The 20746-nt window shown below is 63.9% G+C and carries 17 protein-coding genes; 9 read left to right on the top strand and 8 right to left on the bottom strand.

What is annotated here, in order from left to right:
• The first annotated feature begins 94 nt into the window (after window positions 1-94).
• The 6 genes from ptsP to GCT19_RS14035 all read left to right on the top strand — a co-directional run bounded on the left by ptsP (window position 95) and on the right by GCT19_RS14035 (window position 10250).
• Window positions 95-2641, top strand: coding sequence for a phosphoenolpyruvate--protein phosphotransferase (gene ptsP, locus GCT19_RS14060; protein WP_152852291.1), 2547 nt, complete (start codon window positions 95-97; stop codon window positions 2639-2641).
• A gap of 22 nt (window positions 2642-2663) precedes the next feature.
• Entirely contained in the window at window positions 2664-4457 is a 1794-nt protein-coding gene (ptsG, locus tag GCT19_RS14055) for a PTS glucose transporter subunit IIBC (protein WP_152852290.1), read from the top strand.
• A gap of 25 nt (window positions 4458-4482) precedes the next feature.
• The gene (locus GCT19_RS14050) at window positions 4483-6072 is read left to right on the top strand and encodes an aspartate:alanine exchanger family transporter (protein WP_152852289.1); all 1590 of its coding nucleotides are present in this window, start codon (window positions 4483-4485) and stop codon (window positions 6070-6072) included.
• Window positions 6073-6166: 94 nt separating this feature from the next.
• The gene (locus GCT19_RS14045; protein WP_018437415.1) at window positions 6167-7474 is read left to right on the top strand and encodes a c-type cytochrome; all 1308 of its coding nucleotides are present in this window, start codon (window positions 6167-6169) and stop codon (window positions 7472-7474) included.
• Window positions 7471-7953, top strand: a complete 483-nt coding sequence (locus GCT19_RS14040; protein WP_018437416.1) for a (2Fe-2S)-binding protein — start codon at window positions 7471-7473, stop codon at window positions 7951-7953. Before GCT19_RS14045 ends, GCT19_RS14040 begins: the two co-directional genes overlap by 4 nt.
• The gene (locus GCT19_RS14035; protein ID WP_321576806.1) at window positions 7950-10250 is read left to right on the top strand and encodes a xanthine dehydrogenase family protein molybdopterin-binding subunit; all 2301 of its coding nucleotides are present in this window, start codon (window positions 7950-7952) and stop codon (window positions 10248-10250) included. Before GCT19_RS14040 ends, GCT19_RS14035 begins: the two co-directional genes overlap by 4 nt.
• A 56-nt stretch (window positions 10251-10306) precedes the next feature.
• On the opposite strand, the gene GCT19_RS14030 is transcribed toward GCT19_RS14035, so the two are convergent.
• The 4 genes from GCT19_RS14030 to GCT19_RS14015 all read right to left on the bottom strand — a co-directional run bounded on the left by GCT19_RS14030 (window position 10307) and on the right by GCT19_RS14015 (window position 14230).
• On the bottom strand, window positions 10307-10780 hold the full coding sequence (locus GCT19_RS14030; protein ID WP_018437418.1) for a hypothetical protein: 474 nt from the start codon (window positions 10778-10780) through the stop codon (window positions 10307-10309).
• 557 nt (window positions 10781-11337) lie between these two features.
• Window positions 11338-12342 (bottom strand): substrate-binding domain-containing protein, encoded by a 1005-nt coding sequence (locus tag GCT19_RS14025; RefSeq protein WP_018437420.1) that lies wholly within the window; start codon window positions 12340-12342, stop codon window positions 11338-11340.
• 29 nt (window positions 12343-12371) lie between these two features.
• Window positions 12372-13412, bottom strand: a complete 1041-nt coding sequence (locus GCT19_RS14020) for an ABC transporter permease (protein ID WP_227717788.1) — start codon at window positions 13410-13412, stop codon at window positions 12372-12374.
• Window positions 13409-14230 (bottom strand): ATP-binding cassette domain-containing protein, encoded by an 822-nt coding sequence (locus GCT19_RS14015; protein WP_018437422.1) that lies wholly within the window; start codon window positions 14228-14230, stop codon window positions 13409-13411. Before GCT19_RS14015 ends, GCT19_RS14020 begins: the two co-directional genes overlap by 4 nt.
• 252 nt (window positions 14231-14482) lie before the next feature.
• Between GCT19_RS14015 and GCT19_RS14010 the strand changes: the two genes are divergently transcribed.
• The 3 genes from GCT19_RS14010 (at window position 14483) to GCT19_RS14000 (ending at window position 16607) form a co-directional block, all read left to right on the top strand.
• Window positions 14483-14668, top strand: a complete 186-nt coding sequence (locus GCT19_RS14010) for a hypothetical protein (protein WP_013093219.1) — start codon at window positions 14483-14485, stop codon at window positions 14666-14668.
• Between the two features lie 181 nt (window positions 14669-14849).
• Window positions 14850-15302, top strand: a complete 453-nt coding sequence (locus tag GCT19_RS14005; protein WP_018437423.1) for a universal stress protein — start codon at window positions 14850-14852, stop codon at window positions 15300-15302.
• Window positions 15303-15461: 159 nt separating this feature from the next.
• Window positions 15462-16607: an alpha-hydroxy acid oxidase gene (locus GCT19_RS14000; protein ID WP_018437424.1), complete on the top strand. Its 1146-nt coding sequence runs from the start codon at window positions 15462-15464 to the stop codon at window positions 16605-16607.
• 46 nt (window positions 16608-16653) lie between these two features.
• Here GCT19_RS14000 and GCT19_RS13995 read toward each other — a convergent pair whose 3' ends face one another.
• The 4 genes from GCT19_RS13995 to GCT19_RS13980 all read right to left on the bottom strand — a co-directional run bounded on the left by GCT19_RS13995 (window position 16654) and on the right by GCT19_RS13980 (window position 20706).
• Window positions 16654-16857 carry a DUF2970 domain-containing protein gene (locus GCT19_RS13995; protein ID WP_018437425.1) on the bottom strand — a complete coding sequence of 68 codons (204 nt, stop codon included), beginning with the start codon at window positions 16855-16857 and terminating at the stop codon, window positions 16654-16656.
• Between the two features lie 240 nt (window positions 16858-17097).
• Window positions 17098-17550, bottom strand: a complete 453-nt coding sequence (locus tag GCT19_RS13990) for a DUF934 domain-containing protein (RefSeq protein WP_152852287.1) — start codon at window positions 17548-17550, stop codon at window positions 17098-17100.
• Window positions 17547-19337, bottom strand: a complete 1791-nt coding sequence (locus tag GCT19_RS13985) for a nitrite/sulfite reductase (protein WP_152852286.1) — start codon at window positions 19335-19337, stop codon at window positions 17547-17549. Before GCT19_RS13985 ends, GCT19_RS13990 begins: the two co-directional genes overlap by 4 nt.
• Window positions 19338-19455: 118 nt before the next feature.
• Window positions 19456-20706, bottom strand: coding sequence for an aminotransferase-like domain-containing protein (locus GCT19_RS13980; RefSeq protein WP_321576805.1), 1251 nt, complete (start codon window positions 20704-20706; stop codon window positions 19456-19458).
• Window positions 20707-20746 lie beyond the last annotated feature (40 nt).

Below are 20746 nucleotides of genomic sequence, written 5' to 3'. Positions count from 1 at the left end.
CCGGCAATCGTGCCGACCGCACGGATGAATGTCGCGCTCACGCGGCTCGAGTCGAACCACCGCAGGCGAGCGTCAATGTAAAGGAGTCTTGGCGATGAAAGCTCCTCAGCGTCCTCAGCGCATCGAGTTGATGGCGCCACTGTCGGGCGTACTGGTTCCTCTCGACAGCGTGCCCGATCCGGTCTTTGCCCAGAAGATGGTCGGCGATGGCGTATCGATCGATCCGACCTCGGATGAACTGCTATCGCCGCTTGCCGGCAAGGTCACGCAACTCCACAGCTCTTGCCACGCCGCAACGATCACCGGCGACAACGGTCTGCAAGTGCTGCTGCATATCGGGCTGGACACCGTGTTGCTGCGCGGTGAGGGCTTCATGCCGTTGGTCAAGGAAGGCGACACCGTCGCCGCGGGCACGCCGCTGATCCGCTTCGACCCGATCGTGGTCGGCGCAAAAGCAACCAGCCTGCTCACGCAAATGGTCATCGCCAATGGCGATCTCGTCACGCGCTACGTTCCCGCGAAAGGGCTCGTCGTCGCCGGCACCGACGTCGCGCTGTACGTCGAAATGGTCGGCAGCACGGAGGACAAGGAAACGGCCAGCGCCACCGGCGCGATCCTCTCCGGCGAGATCACGCTGCCGAATCCGGCGGGCCTGCATGCGCGGCCCGCCGCGGTCGTCGCGGTCGAAGCGAAGAAGTTCAAGTCCGATATCCGGCTGCTGCGCGGCGACGCCAGCGCAAATGCCAAGTCCGTCGTCGCGATCATGGGGCTCGCAACGAAGTTCGGCGACAAGCTGCGCGTCGAGGCCCGCGGTCCCGACGCGGCGGAGGCGGCCAGCACCGTCGCGCGACTGCTTGCCGAGGGGTCGGGCGAAAAGCCCGGCGATGCGCCCGCCCCCGCGGCGGCCGCGCCAGGCGCACCGGCTGCGCCAGTGCCGGCACCGAGCGAGGCGGCTCCCGCCGACGCCAACGAATTCATCGGCGTCTCCGCTTCGCCTGGGCTTTCGGTCGGCAAGATCGTGCAGTTCCGCCAGCAAGTGATCGAGGTGAACGAAGCGGGCGAGTCGCCGCAACGCGAACGGGCGCAACTCGAAGCGGCGCAGCATCAGGCGCGTCAGCAGATCGAGGGGCTCAAGGCGACGCTCACCGATCCGTCGAAAGCGCAGATCCTCGACGCGCATCTCGAACTGCTGGACGATCCTGACCTCAACGACGCTGCTATCAGCAGCATCAGCGCGGGAAAGGGCGCGGGGTTCGCGTGGCGCGATGCGTTCCAGAACCAGGCAAGCATGCTCGAAAAGCTCGACAATCCGCTGCTGCGCGAACGCGCCGGCGATATCCGCGACGTCGGCCGCCGTGTGCTCGCGATGCTCGCCGGCGTGAAGCAGGCGCAGATCGACGTGCCGGAAGAGTCGATCCTGATCGCCGAGGAACTGTCGCCGTCCGACACCACGTCGCTCGATCGCAGCAAGGTGCTCGGCTTTTGCACGACGACCGGCGGCGCGACCAGCCACGTCGCGATCCTCGCGCGCTCGCTCGGCATTCCGGCGATCTGCGGTATCGACGCGCGCGCGCTGCAACTCGCCGACGGCACGCCCGTCGTGCTCGACGGTTCGCGCGGCAGCTTGCGGCGCAATCCGAGCGCCGAAGAACTGGAAAAGGCGCGCGAACGCATCAGGCGCCAGGCCGCCAAACGCGAAGACGAAAAGCTCGCGGCAACCAAACTCGCAATGACGGCCGACGGCCACCGCGTCGAAGTCGTCGCGAACATCCGCAATGCGCAGGAAGCGCGCGACGCGGTCGCTGGCGGTGCGGAAGGTGTGGGTCTGTTGCGTTCCGAGTTCCTGTTCGACGCGCGCGACACCGCGCCAACCGAAGACGAACAGGCCACCGAATATTGCGCCGTCGCAGAGGCGCTCGGCCGGGAGCGCACGCTGGTGGTCCGCACGCTCGACGTCGGCGGCGACAAACCGCTGTCGTATATGCCGCTGCCGAAGGAAGACAACCCGTTTCTCGGCCTGCGCGGTGTGCGCGTGAGCCTGGAGCGCCCCGACATCTTCCGCACGCAACTGCGCGCGATCCTGCGCGCGGCGCCGCTCGGCAATCTGCACGTGATGTTCCCGATGATCACGACGGTCGAGGAAGTGCGGGCCGCGCGCAAGATCCTGCTCGAAGAAGCCGGCGATCGCGCGGCGAGCGTGAAAGTGGGCGTCATGATCGAAGTCCCGGCGGCCGCGCTGATCGCCGAGCCGCTCGCACGCGAAGTCGACTTCTTTTCGATCGGCACGAACGACCTCACGCAATACACGCTCGCGATGGACCGGGGCCATCCGCAACTTGCGAAGCAGGCCGACGCGCTGCACCCGGCGGTGTTGCGTCTGATCGGCATGACGGTCGACGGTGCGCACCAGCACGGCAAATGGGTCGGCATCTGCGGCGGCATCGCGTCGGATGCGATGGCGGTGCCCGTGCTCGTCGGCCTTGGCATCGACGAGCTATCGGTGAGCATTCCCGCAGTGGGTTCGATCAAGGCCCAGCTGGCACGCATCACGACCGACGAAGCAAAGAAACTCGCCGCCGAGGTGCTGGTTCTGGGCACCGCCGCGGAAGTCCGCGCGCATCTGTCGCGCTTTGCCGACTGAGCGGATCAACAGGAGATCAGCCATGTTCTCGCATGCGTTCGGAGTCTTGCAAAAGATCGGCAAATCGCTGATGCTGCCCGTCGCCGTGCTGCCGGTAGCCGGCCTGCTGCTCGGTCTCGGCGCCACCGACTTCCACGGTTACGTGCCGATCGTCGTGCTCGCGTTGATGAAGAACGCGGGCGACGTGATTTTCGCGAACCTGCCGCTGATCTTCGCGATCGGCGTCGCGCTCGGCTTCACCGAGAACGATGGCGTCTCGGGCATCGCCGCAACGATCGGGTATCTGGTGATGACGGCCACGCTCGGTGTGATCGCCAAGATCGAGGGCATCGAAACCGACACGATCATGGGCATACCGTCGATCCAGACCGGCGTGTTCGGCGGCATCCTCGCCGGTGGTCTTGCGGCCTGGATGTTCAACCGCTACTACCGGATCACGTTGCCGCCGTATCTCGGCTTCTTCGCCGGCAAGCGCTTCGTGCCCATCGTGACCGCGATCGGCTCGATCGTGCTCGGCGCGATCCTGTCCTTCGTGTGGCCGCCGATCGGCAGCGCAATCAAGGCTTTCTCGCATTGGGCGGCGGTCTCGGACCCGCGCACCGCCGCGACGGTCTACGGTTTCGTCGAACGTCTGCTGATTCCGTTCGGTCTGCATCACATCTGGAACGTGCCGTTCTTCTTCGAAATGGGCAGCTTCGTCGACCCGACGACCGGCAAGGAGGTTCACGGTGACATCACCCGCTATTTCGCGGGCGACCCCACCGCAGGCATTCTTGCGGGCGCGTTCCTGTTCAAGATGTTCGGCCTGCCGGCCGCGGCGATCGCGATCTGGCATTGCGCGAAGCCGGAGAAGAAGGTCGCCGTCGGCGGCATGATGGTTTCCGCCGCGCTGACTTCTTTCCTCACCGGCATCACCGAGCCGATCGAATTCGCATTCCTGTTCGTCGCGCCGGTGCTGTACCTGATTCACGCATGCCTGGCGGCGTCGGCGCAGTTCGTGGCGAACACGTTGGGCATGCGCATGGGCTTCACGTTCTCGCAAGGCGGCATCGATTTTCTGATGTTCAACCTGATTGGCGGGAAAGCCACGCACGCCTGGTACGTTTTCATCCTTGGTCCAATTTACGCGGTGATCTACTACGGCGTGTTCCGCTTCGTCATCACACGCTTCAACCTCAAGACGCCTGGCCGCGAGGACGACACGGCGGACACCGTGGCGGTTGCCGCGAGCGGCGCGGGCGGACGCTCGCGCGAACTGGTGCTCGCCTTTGGCGGCCGCTCCAATATCACGAGTCTCGACGCTTGCATCACCCGGCTGCGCATCTCCGTGAAGGACCCGGCGCTCGTCGACGAACACAAGCTCAAGGCGCTCGGTGCTGCGGGTGTGGTGCGAGTGGGCAACGGCGTGCAGGCGATCTTCGGGCCGTTGTCGGAAAACATGAAAACCGACATGCAGGACTATCTGAAGACAGCGGGCGCCGAAGCGGATCTGCCGGCGGCCGGCGCGCCTGGCGTGGAAGGCGCGGCGGCGGCGGCTGCCGCGGCTCCAGCGGCAGTCGCCGCCTCGGCGCAACAATCGCCGCAGGAAACGGAGCGCGCGGAAAAGATCCGTGCGGCGCTGGGCGGCGCGGCCAACATCCTGAAGCTCGACGCGCTGGCGGCCACACGGTTGCGTGTCGAGCTATCGGATGCGTCGCGCATCGACGCGGCCGGATTGAAAGCGGCGGGCGTGGTCGCCACGCAAGCGCTGAAGAACGGCGCACTCGATCTGATCGTGGGTCTCGGCTCGGGCAACCTCGCGGGCGCAATGCGATAGGAGCGACGCGTACATAGGGGGCGGCATGGAAGCAGTCAGAACTTTCCTCGAAACTCAGCCGCTGCTAGCGCTCTTTCTGACCATTGCGCTCGGCTACCTGGTCGGCGAAATCACAATCAAGGGCGTGGCTCTGGGCTCGGGGGCCGTGCTGTTCGTTGGGCTGGGGCTCGGCGCGTTCGCGCCGAAATCCGCGCCGCCGGCGTTGCTGGGCACACTCGGTCTGCTGCTGTTTCTGTATGGCATCGGGATTCAGTACGGCGCGCAGTTCTTCCGCGGACTCACCAGCCGCGACGGTGTGAAGGCCAACGCGGCCGCCTGTCTGGGCGTGATCGCTTCGGGTCTGGTGGCGTGCGCCTTCATCCATTTCGGCATCACACTCGCCGATGCGCTCGGCATGTTCGCGGGCAGCGGCACCAGCACGGCGAGCCTGCAGGTCGCCATCGCATCGATGAAAAGCAGCAATGCCGCCGTGGCTTATAGCGTCACCTATCCGTTCGGCGTGGCCGGGCCGATCCTGTTTCTCTATGTGCTGAACGCGGCCCTGAAAGCCAAAATACCGAAACCGCCCGCGAAGGTGCTGGAAACCGCCGAAATCGCGCTGCGCAATGCCAGTCTCTTCGGTCTCACGCTGTCGGAGCTCTCGACCCGCCTGCCTGCCGGCGTCGTGATCGCGGCCGTGCGGCGCGCGCATCACAATCAGCTGCCCAGCGACGACTTCACGCTGCGCGCCGACGACGTTCTCCTTGCGACCGCCACCGAGCGCCGTCCGCTCGACGAAGCAACGGCGCTCTGCGGGGAGGCACAGCCCGGGCGTATCTCGAGTCATCGGGAAGACCTGGACTATCTGCGCGTGTTCGCGTCGAGTCCGTCGGTCGTCGGCACGGCGCTCGGCAATCTGCGCTTTCCGGATGGAGTGCACTGCGCGGTCGCGCACGTGCGGCGCGGCGACGCCGATCTGCTGTCGACGCCAGACCTCATTCTCGAAGCGGGCGACCGCGTCGGCCTGCTCGTCAGTAACGCGCATCGCGCGAGGGTCCGCGCGTTCTTCGGCGATTCGATCAAGGGCACGGCCGACCTCAGTTTCATCTGTCTGGGCATCGGCGCTGCAGCGGGGCTGCTGGTCGGTGCGATCCCGCTGCGCGCGCCCGGTCTCGGCGCGTTCAGCCTGGGTCTCGCGGCGTTGCTACTGGTCGCGCTGTGCCTCGGCAAGGCGCGCCGCAGCGGACCGTTCGTGTGGGTGATGCCGCTCTCTGCAAATCTCGTGCTGCGCAATCTCGGGCTGACGATTTTTCTCGCACAGGTAGGTCTGTCTTGCGGACCGAAGTTCGTCGCGACCGTCGGCACCGCCGGACCGCTGCTGCTGCTTTATGGCGTGATTACGCTGCTGGTGCTCGTCGGCGTCACGGCTGTGTGCTGCCTGTGGATCTTCAGACTGTCTTTCGATACCTCGGTCGGCGTGATCTGCGGCGCGACCGGCAATCCCGCGATTCTCGCCTTCGCCAACCGCATCGCGCCGACTGATCAGCCCGACGTCATGTACGCGATGATTTTTCCGTCGATGACTATCGTCAAGGTGCTGTTCGTGCAGATCGCCATCGCGATCGCAGCCGGCTAGACGAGCCGCCATCAGGAACGCCGCTTGCGCGCCTTGAAGCCGCGCGACGCATCCTGCAACGATGATGCGCGGACGGTTCGGCGATGGAGGCCAGATGAAGGGACGGGTGGCAAGTGCAGGCGTGACCGTTATTCTGGTTGCCCTGATGGCCGCGTACGGCGGACCCGGCGCGCATGCACGGGAGCCCGCGCCGGATGCCGTCACCGCGCCCATCGCGGCCGACAGCGATACCGCTGCCGCGGCGCGCGGCGCGAAGCTCGCGGCGATTGGCAATTGCGTCACGTGCCACACCGCGACGGGCGGCCAGCCCCTCGCGGGCGGAATGCCGCTGCAAACACCATTTGGCGTCATTTACTCGACCAACATCACCCCGGACAACGAGACCGGCATCGGAGGCTGGACGCTCGACGCGTTCGAACGCGCGATGCGGCGCGGCGTGTCCAGCGACGGTCATCTGCTCTACCCCGCATTCCCGTATCCCCACTTCACGCACCTGAGCGATGCCGATATCGGCTCGCTGTATGCATGGCTGATGAGCCGCGCTCCCGTCATCGCACCTGCGCCGCATAACGAGCTGATCTTCCCGCTCGGCTTCAGGCCCCTCATCGCCGTGTGGAATCTTTTTTACCTGCATACCGGTACCGAAGCAGCACCGTCGCCGACCGAAGCGCCGGACCTCGCACGCGGGCGTTATCTGGTCGAAAGCCTCGGTCATTGCGGTGCGTGCCACACGCCGCTCGACCGCCTCGGCGCCGAGCGCCGCGACCACGCGCTGCAAGGCGGCACGATCGAAGGATGGGATGCGCCCGCGCTGACGGACCTCGCTTCACGTCCCACGCCCTGGACGCAGGCACAGCTCGTCGGCTATCTGCGCACGGGCCTCGCCAGCGCCCATGGCGCGGCAGCAGGTCCGATGCGCCCGGTCACGCGCACGCTCGCGGACGCATCCGCCTCCGACGTAGAGGCGATGGCCGCGTATCTGCTGGCATTGCCATCCCGGGGGCCAAAAGTGCCGGAGCGACCGGTCGCCTCGCCTTCCGCTTCCTCCGCGCCCGTGTCCCCCGCGCCCGGCGGCGGCGCGAATCTGTTCGCCGCGGCCTGCGCCTCGTGCCATGCCGAAGGCGCGCCGATGTCGAACGGGGGCGCTCGACCGTCGCTGTCCCTTTCCACGGCCGTCAACGCCGACAGCCCACGCAACATGGTCCGTTTTCTCCTCGATGGAATCGACTGGCACGAAAGCGATAGCGCGCCCTTCATGCCATCATTCGCCAACACCTTCACGGATGCACAGATAGCGGAGCTCGCCAACTACACGCGCGAACGCTTCACCGCACGCGACGCGTGGCCCACGCTCGACGCCCGCGCGGTCGCGCAATTTCGCAAGGACGGCCTGCCACGATGATCACACTCAACGTCAACGGCGTCAGTCATGCGGTCGATGTCGACCCGTCGACGCCGTTGCTCTACGTGCTGCGCAACGAGTTGCAGCTCGACGGCGCGAAGTTCGGCTGCGGTCTCGGTCAATGCGGCGCATGCACGGTCAGCGTCGGCGGCAAACCGGTGTTCTCGTGCCTCATGCCGGTCGTGGCCGTCGGCGAGCGGCCAGTGCGAACCGTCGAAGGACTCGGCAGCGCGCAACATCCGGGACCACTTCAGCAAGCCTTCATCGACGAACAGGCCGCGCAATGCGGCTATTGCATCGCCGGCATGATCATGCGAGCGCAGACGCTGCTGGAGCGAGTCCCGCATCCAAGCGATGAACAGATCCGCCGCTACATGCAGCCGAACCTGTGCCGCTGCGGCACGCACATGCGCATTCTCGCGGCGATCCGGCAAGTCGCGACCGGTTCGCCGCGTACCGGCGAGGGGGCGCAGTCGTGAGCGACGGCCGCCCATTCTCCGCCGCCCACGGCAGCGCCCCGGATGACCCTACGCGGCGCCGCTTCCTGGTTGGCGGCTCGCTGATGGTGAGCTTCGCGATCGCGCCAGCCGTGGCCGCGCTCGCGCAAACCACCACCGAAGCGGGCACCTTCAATGCGAGCGCCCCTAAGCTGCCGGGCAGTCTCAAGACCACGCCGTTGCTCGATGCGTGGATCAAGGTCACCCCGGACGGTCACGTGAGCGTTTTCACCGGCAAAGCGGAGCTGGGCACGGGCATTCGCACCGCGCTGCTGCAGGTCGCCGCGGAAGAGCTGGATCTCGCGCCTGATGCGATCGAACTGGTCACCGCCGACACCACCAGAACGCCGAACGAAGGCTACACCGCCGGCAGTCACACGATGGCGGACAGCGGCACCGCAATCCTCAACGCCGCCGCTCAAGTGCGCGCGCTGCTGGTCGCGAGCGCGGCGTTGCGACTGGGCGTAGACGCAGCTGCCCTGACGACACGCGACGGCGCCGTGATTGCCGCCGACGGACGACGCGTCAGCTATGGCGAAGCCGTGCAACACGCGGACCTCCATCAGAACGCCCAGCCCGACGCGCCGACAAAGCCGCCATCGGCCTACGCGCTGATTGGCCATATGCTGCCGCGCGTGGATATCCCGGGAAAGGTGACGGGCGGCGCGAGCTATGTCCAGGACCTGCGGCCGCCCGGCATGCTGCATGCCCGCGTCGTGCGGCCGCCGTCTTATGGCGCGAGGCTCGTTTCGGTCGATAGCGGGCGCGTCGAGGCGCTGCCCGGGGTCGTCAAGGTCGTGCGCAACGGCAACTACCTCGCGGTGGTCGCCGACGACGAATGGCGCGCCATCCTCGCGATGCGTGAGCTTGCGCTCGCCGCGCAGTGGCGCTCGGGGCCGCCGCTGCCCGATCCGGCGAACGTCCACGCGTTGCTGATGAGTCTGCCTGCACAGGAAATCGCGGTGGCCGATCAGGGCACGGCGACCAGCAAGGCCGCACCCATGGCGACGCTGCGGGCGCGCTATTCGAGGCCGTATCTGACGCATGGCTCGATTGGGCCATCGTGTGCGGTCGCGCAGCTCGACAACGGTGTGATGACCGTGTGGACGCACACGCAAGGCGTCTTTCCGCTGCATGCGGGCATTGCCGAAATGCTCGCGATGCCGCCCGGTAAGGTGCGCTGCGTGCACGTGGAAGGTTCGGGCTGCTACGGACACAATGGCGCGGACGATGTCGCGGCCGACGCCGCCCTCATCGCACGCGAGCTGCCTGGCCGCCCGGTGCGCGTGCAATTGATGCGAGAACAGGAACACATGTGGGAGCCGTTCGGCCCTGCCATGACAGTCGACGCGAAGGCAACGCTCGATGCGGCAGGCATGATTGCCGACTGGCGTTACGAGCTATGGAGCAATACGCATAACAACCGCATCGAGAATGCAGGCCGCCTGCTGCCCGCGCAGCTCCTTGCGCAACCGTTCACCCCCGCGCCGCCGAAGCCGATTCCGATGCCGGAAGGCGGAGGCGACCGCAACAGCATTCCGCTTTACCGCGTGCCCAGCCTGCACGTGCAGCATCATTTCGTGCCCACGATGCCGATCCGCGTCTCCGCGATGCGCTCGCTCGGCGCGCACATGAACGTGTTCGCGATCGAGAGTTTCATCGACGAGCTCGCCAGAGCCGCGCACGCCGACCCCGTTGCGTTTCGCCTCAAACATCTCGATGATCCGCGCGCGCATGGCGTGATTCGCGCAGTAGCCGATCAATTCGGCTGGCATGCTCACAGTGCGCTGACGGGCGACGCTAGCCCGCGTTCACACGGCACCGGCTTTGCGTTCGCCCAATACAAGAACCTGATGGCCTACTTTGCGGTCGCGATGGACGTGACGGTGCTGCGCGATACCGGCGAGCTCAGCATCGAGCGCGTCGTCGCAGCCGTCGATTGCGGACAGATCGTGAATCCGGACGGTGTGCGCAATCAGATCGAAGGCGGCATTTTGCAAACCATGAGCTGGACGCTCTATGAAGAAACTCAATTCGATCCGCAACGCATCACGAGCTATGACTGGAGCACTTATCCGATCATGCGCTTCTCGTCCGTACCCAAACGCGTGGACGTGCTGTTGATCGACCGGCCTGGCTTGCCATTCCTCGGTGTCGGAGAAGCGGCGCAAGGCCCGGCCGCCGCGGCGCTCGCGAACGCGATCGACGACGCGACGGGTGTGCGGGTCCGCGACTTGCCGTTGCTCGGAGCGAACGGCAAGAAGATGCTAAAGGCGTAAGGCTTTCGCGTTAACAAACGAACGCGCCGCGCGCGACCTTCGGCGCGGCGCCGTGCTCAGTGACCGCCGGACGGAAACGAGAACGTCGCGCGCGCGCTGCCATTGCCGCGGACATTCACCGTCTGCTTTCTGGTCACGCCGCTGTAGGTGGCGCTGATCGTATAGCGCCCTTGAGGCAGCCGCACGAGCATGTACGGCCCCTTCGACGTGGCATCGAGCACGCTCGCGCCGCCTTTGGCAATCTGCACCTGGACGTCGGCCACGTAGCTCGCACCGGGACCGGTGAACTGCAGAGACAGCGGCCACTGCCTGCGTGCCTGCCGCAGCGCGGTCGACTCGTCGCGACCAACTCCGCCGGTCACGAACGATATGTCGCCCTGCTGCTGCGTCGGTGGCATGCCGGTCCTGTGGATCTCGCTGGCGCTCTGCGGAGCAGCCGTCTGCGCCACTGCGACGCCAGCCTGAACCAGTGTGAACGCCGCGACGAGCAGGGTCGACGCGATCCGGGGAGCGTTTCGTTGCATTTTCATCGTGACTGCTCCTTACAGTATTGCCGACTGCCGGTAAGAGTGCGTGCCCGGTTCGTCGGGTGGGAGAACGCTTGCACCAGGTTGGAAACGCATCGCGCGCCGGGGCCGGCCACGAGCGAGGGCGCCTCACGACCACGGTCAGCAGCGGACTTACCACGAATAATACGACATAGGGCGCGTAGCAGAGTGTAGACACGCCAATGGGTCACTGCGATGCACGCTCTGCAACTGTTCCACGGCATCGGTCAGCAATGATTGAGCCAGTGCCGGACCAGAACTTATATGACGCCGTTGCGCTCAGGTGGACGTCGTCATGTCTTTACTCGCGCAATCCGGTGCTGGAACGCGGCATCTATGCCTGGTCACATCGATAAGTGTGGCCCGACCTTTTCGACTTCAATTGCTGCACAGGTAGTGCGGAGGGAGGCGCGCCGCCATCCTCATCGAACCAAAAAAAGTTCGATGAGGAAGCGGAATCAGCCGCAAAATCATTGCATCGCGCGGATTCAGAGATGTGACGGCAGCACCAAAGCCATTCCATCTCCCATCACTCGTCCTTAGCGAATCCCGCGCTTGATCAGCGGAATCAGCGAGTCGATCGTCGCGGGTGTTTGCACACCTGCGCCGGTGTTGATCGTCAGTCCCGCGAAATGATAAGCAGCCGAGAGCACGCATTGCGTGACCGGCAGGAAGCCCTGCAGATAAAGTTGCTGGTCGAGCGTCGCAGTGAGGTACTTGTTCTGCAGCCCGGAAATCGTCGCGGGCGCCAGATCGATGCCACCCACGATGATTTGCCCCGGCTTCTTGCCAGCCTGCTGTAGCGCCTGCGGAATGAACCCGGTCACCCCGCCGTGCTGCGTGCCGATCGCCTTCAGATCAGGATGCGCCTGGATAAAGGCGACCAGGATCGGCACGGCGAGCGATGAATCGGCATCCACCTGGGGAGAAATATTGAGCCTCGTCACCTTCACGCCGGCTTTTTCCAGCGTCTCGGAAAGGCCACGGTCCGACTGGCTGCGCACGCTCTCGTTGAAGACACCATATTCGAGCGCCTCGTCGCCCTTCTTGAGCCCGGCGTTGAGCATCGCCTGAGCGGTGATCTGCCCGCCGATGTAGAGTTCGACGCCGGCGTAGCCGAAGCCCTTCGCGTCGTAGAGCTTCTGGTTTTCCGGCAGTGGTGTATTGCCGACGGTAACGATGATGCCCTGGTCTACCGCCTGTTTGATCAGTGGTGCGAAGGCTGGATCGCCCGGATGGCCCATGATGCCAATACACGTCGGATGCGCCGCCATCGCCTGGCGAAACTGCGCAAGCATCGTCTCCGGACTCCAGGCCGAGAACTGCTCGATCACCTTGATGCCGAGGGCATGCCCCGCGTCCGCAGCCCCGGTCTGACGTGGCAGCGTCGCACCGTCGCCGGGGTTTCCGCCCATCTGCATATACATCGTCATACCGGCGCCGAGCGGCCCCGTCGTGGTCGGCTCGGTGGCACCGGCGGTTGGCGCGAGGCCGAACGCAAGGACGCTCGTCCCCAGCAGGAATCCCGTCATGATCTTGATCATTTCTGCTCCTATCTCCTGATTTAACGGCTTTATCGCCCGCCAAACCTGAGTTTTTCGCGCAATACGCGCAGCCTGGCGGGATTCTCGACCAACAGATGCAGGATCACCGCGACGATGAACACCACCCCTTCGATCGCCTGTACCCAGAAGCCGGCGATACCTGTCGCAACGATTCCTGCCTCCAACATGCCAATCACGAAGGTGCCGAAGAAAGTACCCACGATCGTCGCCGTGCCACCGAACACCGACGTTCCGCCGATGAACACGCCGGCCAGCGCCGGCAGCAGGTAGCCTTGCCCCTGGGTCGAGAAGTAGTTCAGATTCTCGAGCGTGAGCAGAACCGTGGCGAAACCAGCCAGCACACCCATCAGCGTGAACAGTTTCACCGTCTCACGCGGCACGTTGATGCCCACGACCTTCGCGACGTTGCGGTTGTCTCCGATGAACAGCACGTGCTCGCCAAAACGGTGGCGATTGAGGATGAACCACATGAATATGGCGAGCCCGAGCGCCCAGATCGCTTGCATCGGGACCACATCGAACAACGTGCCCGCGAATACCGCATAGGCCGAACCGCTGGCGAGTTGCTGTAGCGCATTGGAAAGCCCGCCGGAAAGGATCGAAGCAACACCGGCCCAGAGGAACTGCGTGCCGATCGTCACGATGATCGACGGCACACCGACCACCGCGACCAGCACCCCGTTCACCACGCCGACCAGCGCGCCGCCAGCCAACGCCGCAATGACGGCTAGCCAGGCTGATCCGGTGGTGTTCACGCACCAGGCGAACAGAAAGCCCGCGAATGCCATCACCGACGGGAACGACAGATCGATTTCCCCAGCCGCAATCACCAGAGTCAGCCCGATCGCCAACACCACCAGCGGCGGCACGGTGGTCAGGAAGGAGAAGTAGATCGGCCAGCCTAAAAAGACCCGCGGTGCAGTCGCCATGAACAGGCCGACCACCAACAGGAACACGACCACGCTCGGCAATCCCTCCACGCGAGCAAAACCTGGCAGACGAAAAAACACTAGCCGCGCCGGCCGTTTTTCTTTTATCGGATCGCTCACGCCCGTGTCCCCGCAACCGGCGCCGGCCCGTGCCCGCTCTGCTGAAGCGAAATCAAGAACCGGGTGAGTTCCTCGAGGCTCATCTCACCCGACTTGAAATCCGCGACGATCCGGCCACGATCGAGCACGACCAGTCGATCGGCGAGCTCGTGCACATGGGCGAGGTTATGTTCGATATAGATGCAGGCGCGGCCGGACGCCTTGATCGAGCGCACGAAGTCGAGAACCTTGCGCACCTCGCTGATGGCAAGCGCCACCGTTGGTTCATCGAGAATGATCAGATCGCTTTCGAAATACATTGCCCGTCCGATCGCAATGCCTTGGCGCTCGCCACCGGAGAGCTTCGCAATCAATGAATCCGCGTCGATCCCCACGCCGCGGAATCCGAGCTGCTGCTTCAATATCTCGTTGGCGATGCGCCGTTGTTCGGCAACATTGATGAAACCGAACCGGTTGGTGATTTGCCGGCCGACAAAAAAGTTACGCCACAGCGGCTGCTTCTCGCCCAGCGATTTTTCCTGATAGACCGTCTCGAAGCGCAATCGGTGCGCCTCGCGCACGGAAAAGCGGCTCCAGTCGACCTCCTCGTCCCGGATGAACAGCCTGCCCGTGCTCGGCCGCACGACCCCGGTCAACACCTTGATCAGCGTCGATTTGCCCGCGCCGTTGTCACCGATCAGGCCGACGATCTCATTGCGCCCAATGGCGAGGTCGATACCGGAAAGCGCGCGTATCTTGCCGTAGGACAGGCTGATGCCCTGCGCGCGCACGATATGTCGCCAGGCGCCCGTAGCGGGCGCGGCATCGCTCGCCGTCACGCTACGCCCCAGCTCGGAGGACCCACAGTGATGTTGTGTACGACGATAGCCATAACACCTTCCTTTTGCTTATCGATCGCCGCATCAACTTACATTGAATGTGTCTATGCAATTCAGCAAGACTTAAAGTCTAGGTCAAGAATCGCCAGACCGTGGCTAGAAACTGCCGTCGGGCGCGACAGCGCGTATTACTCTAATCAGTCAGGGGGATTATCATGAGAGAAGCTGCATTCATCAGCGCAGGAGCACACCATGACCTCCAATCCATCCGCTGAGCCGACCGGCACCTCTCGCGACCCCGCGCAAACTTCCGCCGGCACGACTGGCCAGCCCGATCCGAAGGGCCAGCAACATCCGGCCCCAGACGACCTTCCGAACGCCGACGCGGCAGAGCCCGAACCTCACGAGCATCTCCCGTCCAGAAGCGACGACAACTGATTCAACAGCGCAGGTGCCGACGCCGTCCGCATGACGATCCACCCGGCAGGTTCGCGAGTGGATCACGCATGCTTTCGCGCCGACATCTCGAAGTCGGGGAGAGCTCGCGGTTCACGCAAATGGCCCGATGGATTTCGTCAGACGAAGTCACGGCCCGGTTTGAACCGCACAGGAGCAGATCATGCAGAACGTGCTGGTAGGTTATGACGGGTCGGCATCCGCGCAATATGCCGTTACTTTCGCTGTCGATCTAGCGAAGCGTTTCGACGCGCGCTTGCATGTGCTCGTCGTCGCGCGAACGCCCGACTGGGGTGCGATCGAAGTCGAGCGAAAAAGTCTGATCGAGCTGGAAGTGCGCCATGCCAACGAGATCCTCGACGACGTCAAGGCGAAGCTCGCCGCTTCGAACGGAGCCGTGGAGTTCGATCTGGTGGTCGGCCCGCCGGCGAAAGAGATCGTGCTGTACGCGGAGCGGCATGCTATCGACCATCTCGTGGTGGGGCATCGCGGACATACGCCGTTCGATCGCTGGCTGATCGGTTCGGTCGCCCGCCAGGTGCTCGCCTACGCGCCGTGCGCGGTCACCATCGTGCGCGATCCGGCGACGATGAAGAAAACGCGGCATGAGAACTGACCGTTCCGGAAATTTGGCCTTCCGGGAGGCCAAATCGATGTGTTCGCCACAGCACATTGACCAGGAGCAGAAGGCGTAGCTTGTTTTTCTGCGTGCCCATTGAGATCCGAACATGCGGAACAGGATCGCGCCAGTTGCCTCGATGTCTACCAGTGCAATATGCAGATAAGCGATTGCCATAACTTTCACGACTTCCGTGAGCTGGCACGGCTAAGGTTGCCGGGCCCAATCTTTAACTACATCGATGGCGCCGCCGACGACGAAGTGACCTATCGCCGGAACACCGCGAGCTTCCAGCAATGCGACCTGGTGCCCAATGTATTGCGGGGAGTGGGTGACGTGGATCTCTCGGTGCAAGTGCTCGGCCAGCGGCTGGCGATGCCTGTGTATTGTTCCCCGACCGCACTGCAACGCCTTTTTCACCATGAAGGCGAACGCGCAGTGGCGGCGGCGGCGTCGAAGTACGGAACGATGTTCGGCGTTTCTTCGCTCGGCACTGTCAGCATGGAAGAGTTACGCAAAGCATTCCCGACACCGCAGGTGTATCAGTTCTACTTCCATAAGGACCGCGGGTTAAACCGTGCAATGATGCAACGTGCCAAAGAAACTGGCATTGATGTGATGATGCTGACGGTCGACAGTATCACTGGTGGAAACCGCGAGCGCGACCTGCGTACAGGCTTCACCATCCCTTTCAGACTTAATTTGGGCGGTATGCTCCAATTCGCGCTGAAGCCCAGATGGGTTCTGAACTACGTCACGCATGAGCGCTTTTCCATGCCGCAACTGGAGACCCACGTCGACTTTGGCGGCGGTGCCATGTCGATTGGCCGCTACTTCACGGAAATGTTGGACCCTTCAATGAATTGGGACGACGTCGCCGAGATGGTCCGTGACTGGGATGGCCAGTTTTGCCTCAAGGGCGTGATGTCTGTCGAGGACGCGAAGCGCGCGGCAGCAATCGGCTGTACTGGCATCGTGCTTTCCAATCATGGCGGCAGGCAGCTAGATGGATCGAGAGCCGCATTCGATCAGCTCGCGGAGGTTGTAGATGCTGTGGGCGACAAGCTGGACGTCATCATGGATGGAGGCGTGCAACGTGGAACCCATGTTCTGAAGGCTCTGGCTCTAGGGGCCAAAGCCGTTGGCGTCGGACGTTACTATCTGTTCCCACTGGCAGCTGCCGGGCAGGCTGGCGTTGAGCGGGCACTGGCGCTGATGAGAACGGAGTTGGAGCGGGGCATGAAATTGATGGGGTGTACCTCGGTCAGCGAACTCTCTCGCGAAAGTCTGCGCTTTCGATAGTTGGCAGGAGTTAGCCATCTTAGAGTCACCACGTCGGTTCGGCCGCTTAGAAACCCTGAGCGGTTATCGCAGGGTGTGTGACAAGCAATACGACACCCAGAATGCAGCCGCCGATCAGGGCAGCCAGCCCAATCGCCACGAACGGCAGCCAGCTAAAGTTTAAATTGGCGAAGTCGGCTTCGTGGGCGGCTCGATTGCGCACTCCGAAGAAACTCCACAAAACGATGCGCGCCATCCGGATGAGTTCCATCAGTTCCTCCAGTTCGTTTGATCACGTTGACTAATGTTCATGCTTCTCGGGGATTCAGAACAGCAGCAGTTGTGATCAATTTGAGGAATGCAGCCGGGGCCATGGCCGCCTCTGACACTTCAGCACAGATATTCACGCGCCGGCATCGCCACAGCCTTCCTTCTGGCGCTGCCGTTCCGTGTGCTGATTGGACTGGCGATGCGATGAGCGCATCGCAGCGATATACCTGCTGCGCCGGGCTCAGGCTCCCTCCGGCGGCTGCGCCGGCAAAACGGACGCAGGCGACGCGTCACCTGTACCCGTCCCGCCATACGGCGCCCCGCGCACAACATCGCCCTGGTAGAACCCGGTGAAGCGTTCGAGTTGACGCTGTGCGTCTTCCACGGCGACGTTTTCGTCCAGTACCGCGCTTGAAAAGCCCATGCGCTCCATCTGCATCAGTTGATCGACCAGTACCTCGCCTGTCGCCCGCAAGTCGCCCTGGAAGCCGAGCCGGCGGCGCACGAGGTACGCCTGCGAGTACGCGCGTCCATCGGTGAAGGTGGGGAAATGCAGCTCGACGCGCGCGGCGGCTGAAATATCGGCCGCATACGCGAGCGGATCGGCATCGTTAGGCAAAGCGAGGATGGGCGCTGCTGCATCGCCGGCATGGTCGTGCGCGGCGAGCAGGCGAATGCGTGCCGGGGTCTTCATACGCGCTCCTGCGCCGTTGCGCGAACCGCGTCCGCGGCAGCCTTGAATGGATCGAGTCCGACCCGGCGCACGGTTTCGATGAAAGTCTCGCGACGTTCGCCACGCCGCTCGCGCAGCGCTACATAGCAGCCGAGCACCGCGTCGACGACATCCGTCACTTCATGTGACGCGAACGACGGGCCGATGACCTTGCCGGAGCGGGCGTCGCCGCTGCGCGCGGACCCATCCGCGCCGCCGAGCGTGACCTGATACCACTCCGCGCCATCCTTGTCGACGCCAAGAATACCGATATGTCCGCTGTGGTGATGGCCGCACGAATTGATACAGCCGCTGATATGCAGATCGACCTCGCCAATGTCGTTCAATTCGTCGAGATCCTGATAGCGCTCCATGATGCTCTGTGCAATCGGCAACGAGCGGGCGTTGGCAAGCGCGCAAAAGTCGCCGCCGGGGCAGGAAATCATATCGGTGAGCAGATGCACATTGGCGCTTGCGAGCTGCACCGCGACCGCCGCATGCCACAGCGATAGCAGGTCATCGACGTGGACCCACGGCAGCACGATGTTCTGCGTGTGCGTGACGCGCGCTTCTCCCGACGAAAAGCGGTCCACGAGATCCGCCACGCGTTCGAGCTGATCGGCCGATGCATCACCGGGCGCCTGCAATGGCCGCTTGAAGGAAAGCGTGACGATGCGCGTGGACGGGTCCTTGTGCGGCGCGACGTTGCGCTCCAGCCAGCGCTGCAATTGCGGCGTCTGCCGTGCAGCGGCTTGCAGCGCGGCAGCAGCGGCCGGGTCGGCAGCCCGGCGCTCGGCCGCTGCCGGCGGCACGACGAAATACGTGCTCATGCGGTCGAACTCGGCTTGAGGAATCGTGTGCGGACCGCCGTCGTGATCCACGATCTGCCGGAACTCTTTCTCTACTTCGTCGATGAAGCGCTGGCCTTCGGCCTTCACGAGGATCTTGATGCGCGCCTTGTATTTGTTGTCGCGCCGTCCGAACTGGTTGTACACGCGGACCACGGCCTCGATGTAATTCATGATGTGCCGCCACGGCAGGAACTCGCGCAGCACGGTGCCGATGACCGGCGTGCGGCCCATGCCCCCGCCCACTGACACGCGAAAGCCCAGCTCGCCATTTTCGTCGTGAACGAGGCGCAGTCCCACGTCGTGCCATCCGGTCGCCGCGCGATCTTCCTTTGCGCCGGAGATCGCGATCTTGAACTTGCGCGGCAGAAACGCGAACTCGGGATGCAGCGTGGTCCACTGGCGCATGATCTCGGCGAAGGGTCGCGGGTCGGCGATCTCGTCCGGTGCTACACCTGCCCGCTCATCGCATGAAATGTTGCGGATGCAGTTGCCGCTGGTCTGAATGCCGTGCATGTTGACCGTGGCGAGGAGGTCCATCACGTCGGCGGCTTTCGACAGCGGTATCCAGTTGAATTGAACATTGGTGCGGGTCGTGAAGTGCGCTTGATTGGTCGGCAAACGCACGGTGCCGAGCTTGCGCTGAGCCTCCATTGCCTGCCGGTACACCTCTGCTTCGGGCTCGTCGTATTCGCGTGCAATACGCGCGAGCACGCGAAGCTGGGCGCTCGAAAGCTCGCCATACGGCACCGCGACACGCAGCATCGGCGCGTGGCGCTGAACGTACCAGCCGTTTTGCAGGCGCAGCGGCCGAAACGCGTCCTCGCTCAGCCTGCCGTCTTGCCAGCGTTCGATCTGGTCGCGAAACTGGGCCGCGCGGCTTTCCACGAAGGCTCGGTCGAATTCGTTGTAGCGATACATAGTGCGGAAATGACGGACGTGTGGTTGACACGGAACAAAGAAAATATCGCGCCGCCGTGGCCGCCTCAAGCAGCAGATGGCGCTTAAAGGAGCGCAGCAGCTCTCGCCCCACACTGACTCAGCGACGGGTCGGCTGGAGCACGCTCGCGCGTCGGTCGTGCGTCCTGATGGCCTGTGCGAGACGTCGCATTCCTTCTCCGATCTGATCGGCCGTCGCACTCGCAAACGATAAACGAAGGTAGTTCGAGCCTGCGCCATCCGCAAAGAACGGTGCTCCCGGCACGAAAGCTACGCCCGCCTGCACGGCCTGTTGCAGCAGAGCGTTGGTATCGACTTCCGGCAGTTCGAGCCAATGGAACATGCCGCCCCTGATCAGCGCAGCGCGCAGCGGGATATCGCCGAGTTCCGCGCCGATCGACCGTTGCATGACCGTCGCCTGCTTCGCGTAGTAGCCACGGGCCCGTGATAGTGCGGGTTCCAATGACCCAGCATTCAGAAAATGGAAGGCGACGAGTTGTGCTGTGGCAGACGCATGCGTGTCACTGATCTGCTTGGCCAGCAACAGATGCCGCATCAGTGCCGCGGGTGCAGCGATCCAGGCGAGACGCAGTCCCGGCGCCAGAATTTTCGAGAAGCTCGATAGATGAACGACCCATTCGCGTTCGTCGTCGGTGGCCAGCGAAAGCAGCGACGGCGGCGGCGGATCGCGGAAGTACAACTCGCCGTAGGCATCGTCTTCGACCAGCAGTACGCCGTAGCGCTGCGCCAGATCGAGCAGCGGCTTGCGACGCCGCAACGCCAGCACGGCGCCCGTCGGATTCGCAAAGTTCGGTATCAGGTAAAGCAATTTCGGACGATGCTGTTCGATGATCCGTTCCAGCGCGACGACGTCCAGCCCGTCGGCATCCGTCGGTACGGAGACGAGCTTTGCCCCTTGCGCCTGGAACGCCTGCAATGCGCCCAGATAGGTCGGCGCTTCTACCGCGACGGTATCGCCGGGATCGATCATCGTCCGGGCGACGAGGTCGATGCCCTGCTGCGACCCCGAGGTGATCAGCAGGTCCGGCGCTTGCAGTTGCGTTCCGTAACCACGACAACGTTCGGCGATCAGTTCGCGCAATGGTTGATGACCCTGCACGCTGCCATATAGCAGCGCCTGCGCGGCCGACTTGCGCATCGCGCGCGCTGCGGCATCCCTGAGTCCGTCGACGTCGATCGCATCGACGCACGGAAAGCCGCCGGCCAATGAAATGACCTCCGGGCGTGACAGCAATCCGAACAGGTCGCGGATCGCGGACGACTGCACACGGCTCGTCGCAGCGGACAGTCGCAGACGATTCGGGGAGGGTCGGGCTTTGGCTGTATTCACGTTGATCCGGCGGGATGTGAGAACAAGCACCGAGGATAGA

It is taken from the genome of Paraburkholderia atlantica (genome assembly GCF_009362785.1).
In the GTDB taxonomy this organism is placed as follows: Bacteria; Pseudomonadota; Gammaproteobacteria; order Burkholderiales; family Burkholderiaceae; genus Paraburkholderia; species Paraburkholderia atlantica.
Note: the sequence above shows the minus strand (reverse complement) of the source record. Positions and strands in the feature narration are given on the sequence as shown.

Coding starts and splice junctions, on each gene's coding strand:
- GCT19_RS14040 (WP_018437416.1), top strand. CDS start 7,471: ATGATCACACTCAACGTCAACGGCGTCAGTCATGCGGTCGATGTCGAC.
- GCT19_RS14045 (WP_018437415.1), top strand. CDS start 6,167: ATGAAGGGACGGGTGGCAAGTGCAGGCGTGACCGTTATTCTGGTTGCC.
- GCT19_RS14005 (WP_018437423.1), top strand. CDS start 14,850: ATGCAGAACGTGCTGGTAGGTTATGACGGGTCGGCATCCGCGCAATAT.
- GCT19_RS14030 (WP_018437418.1), bottom strand. CDS start 10,780: ATGAAAATGCAACGAAACGCTCCCCGGATCGCGTCGACCCTGCTCGTC.
- ptsG (WP_152852290.1), top strand. CDS start 2,664: ATGTTCTCGCATGCGTTCGGAGTCTTGCAAAAGATCGGCAAATCGCTG.
- GCT19_RS13985 (WP_152852286.1), bottom strand. CDS start 19,337: ATGTATCGCTACAACGAATTCGACCGAGCCTTCGTGGAAAGCCGCGCG.
- GCT19_RS14025 (WP_018437420.1), bottom strand. CDS start 12,342: ATGATCAAGATCATGACGGGATTCCTGCTGGGGACGAGCGTCCTTGCG.
- GCT19_RS14000 (WP_018437424.1), top strand. CDS start 15,462: ATGCAGATAAGCGATTGCCATAACTTTCACGACTTCCGTGAGCTGGCA.
- GCT19_RS13995 (WP_018437425.1), bottom strand. CDS start 16,857: ATGGAACTCATCCGGATGGCGCGCATCGTTTTGTGGAGTTTCTTCGGA.
- GCT19_RS13990 (WP_152852287.1), bottom strand. CDS start 17,550: ATGAAGACCCCGGCACGCATTCGCCTGCTCGCCGCGCACGACCATGCC.
- GCT19_RS14050 (WP_152852289.1), top strand. CDS start 4,483: ATGGAAGCAGTCAGAACTTTCCTCGAAACTCAGCCGCTGCTAGCGCTC.
- ptsP (WP_152852291.1), top strand. CDS start 95: ATGAAAGCTCCTCAGCGTCCTCAGCGCATCGAGTTGATGGCGCCACTG.
- GCT19_RS14010 (WP_013093219.1), top strand. CDS start 14,483: ATGACCTCCAATCCATCCGCTGAGCCGACCGGCACCTCTCGCGACCCC.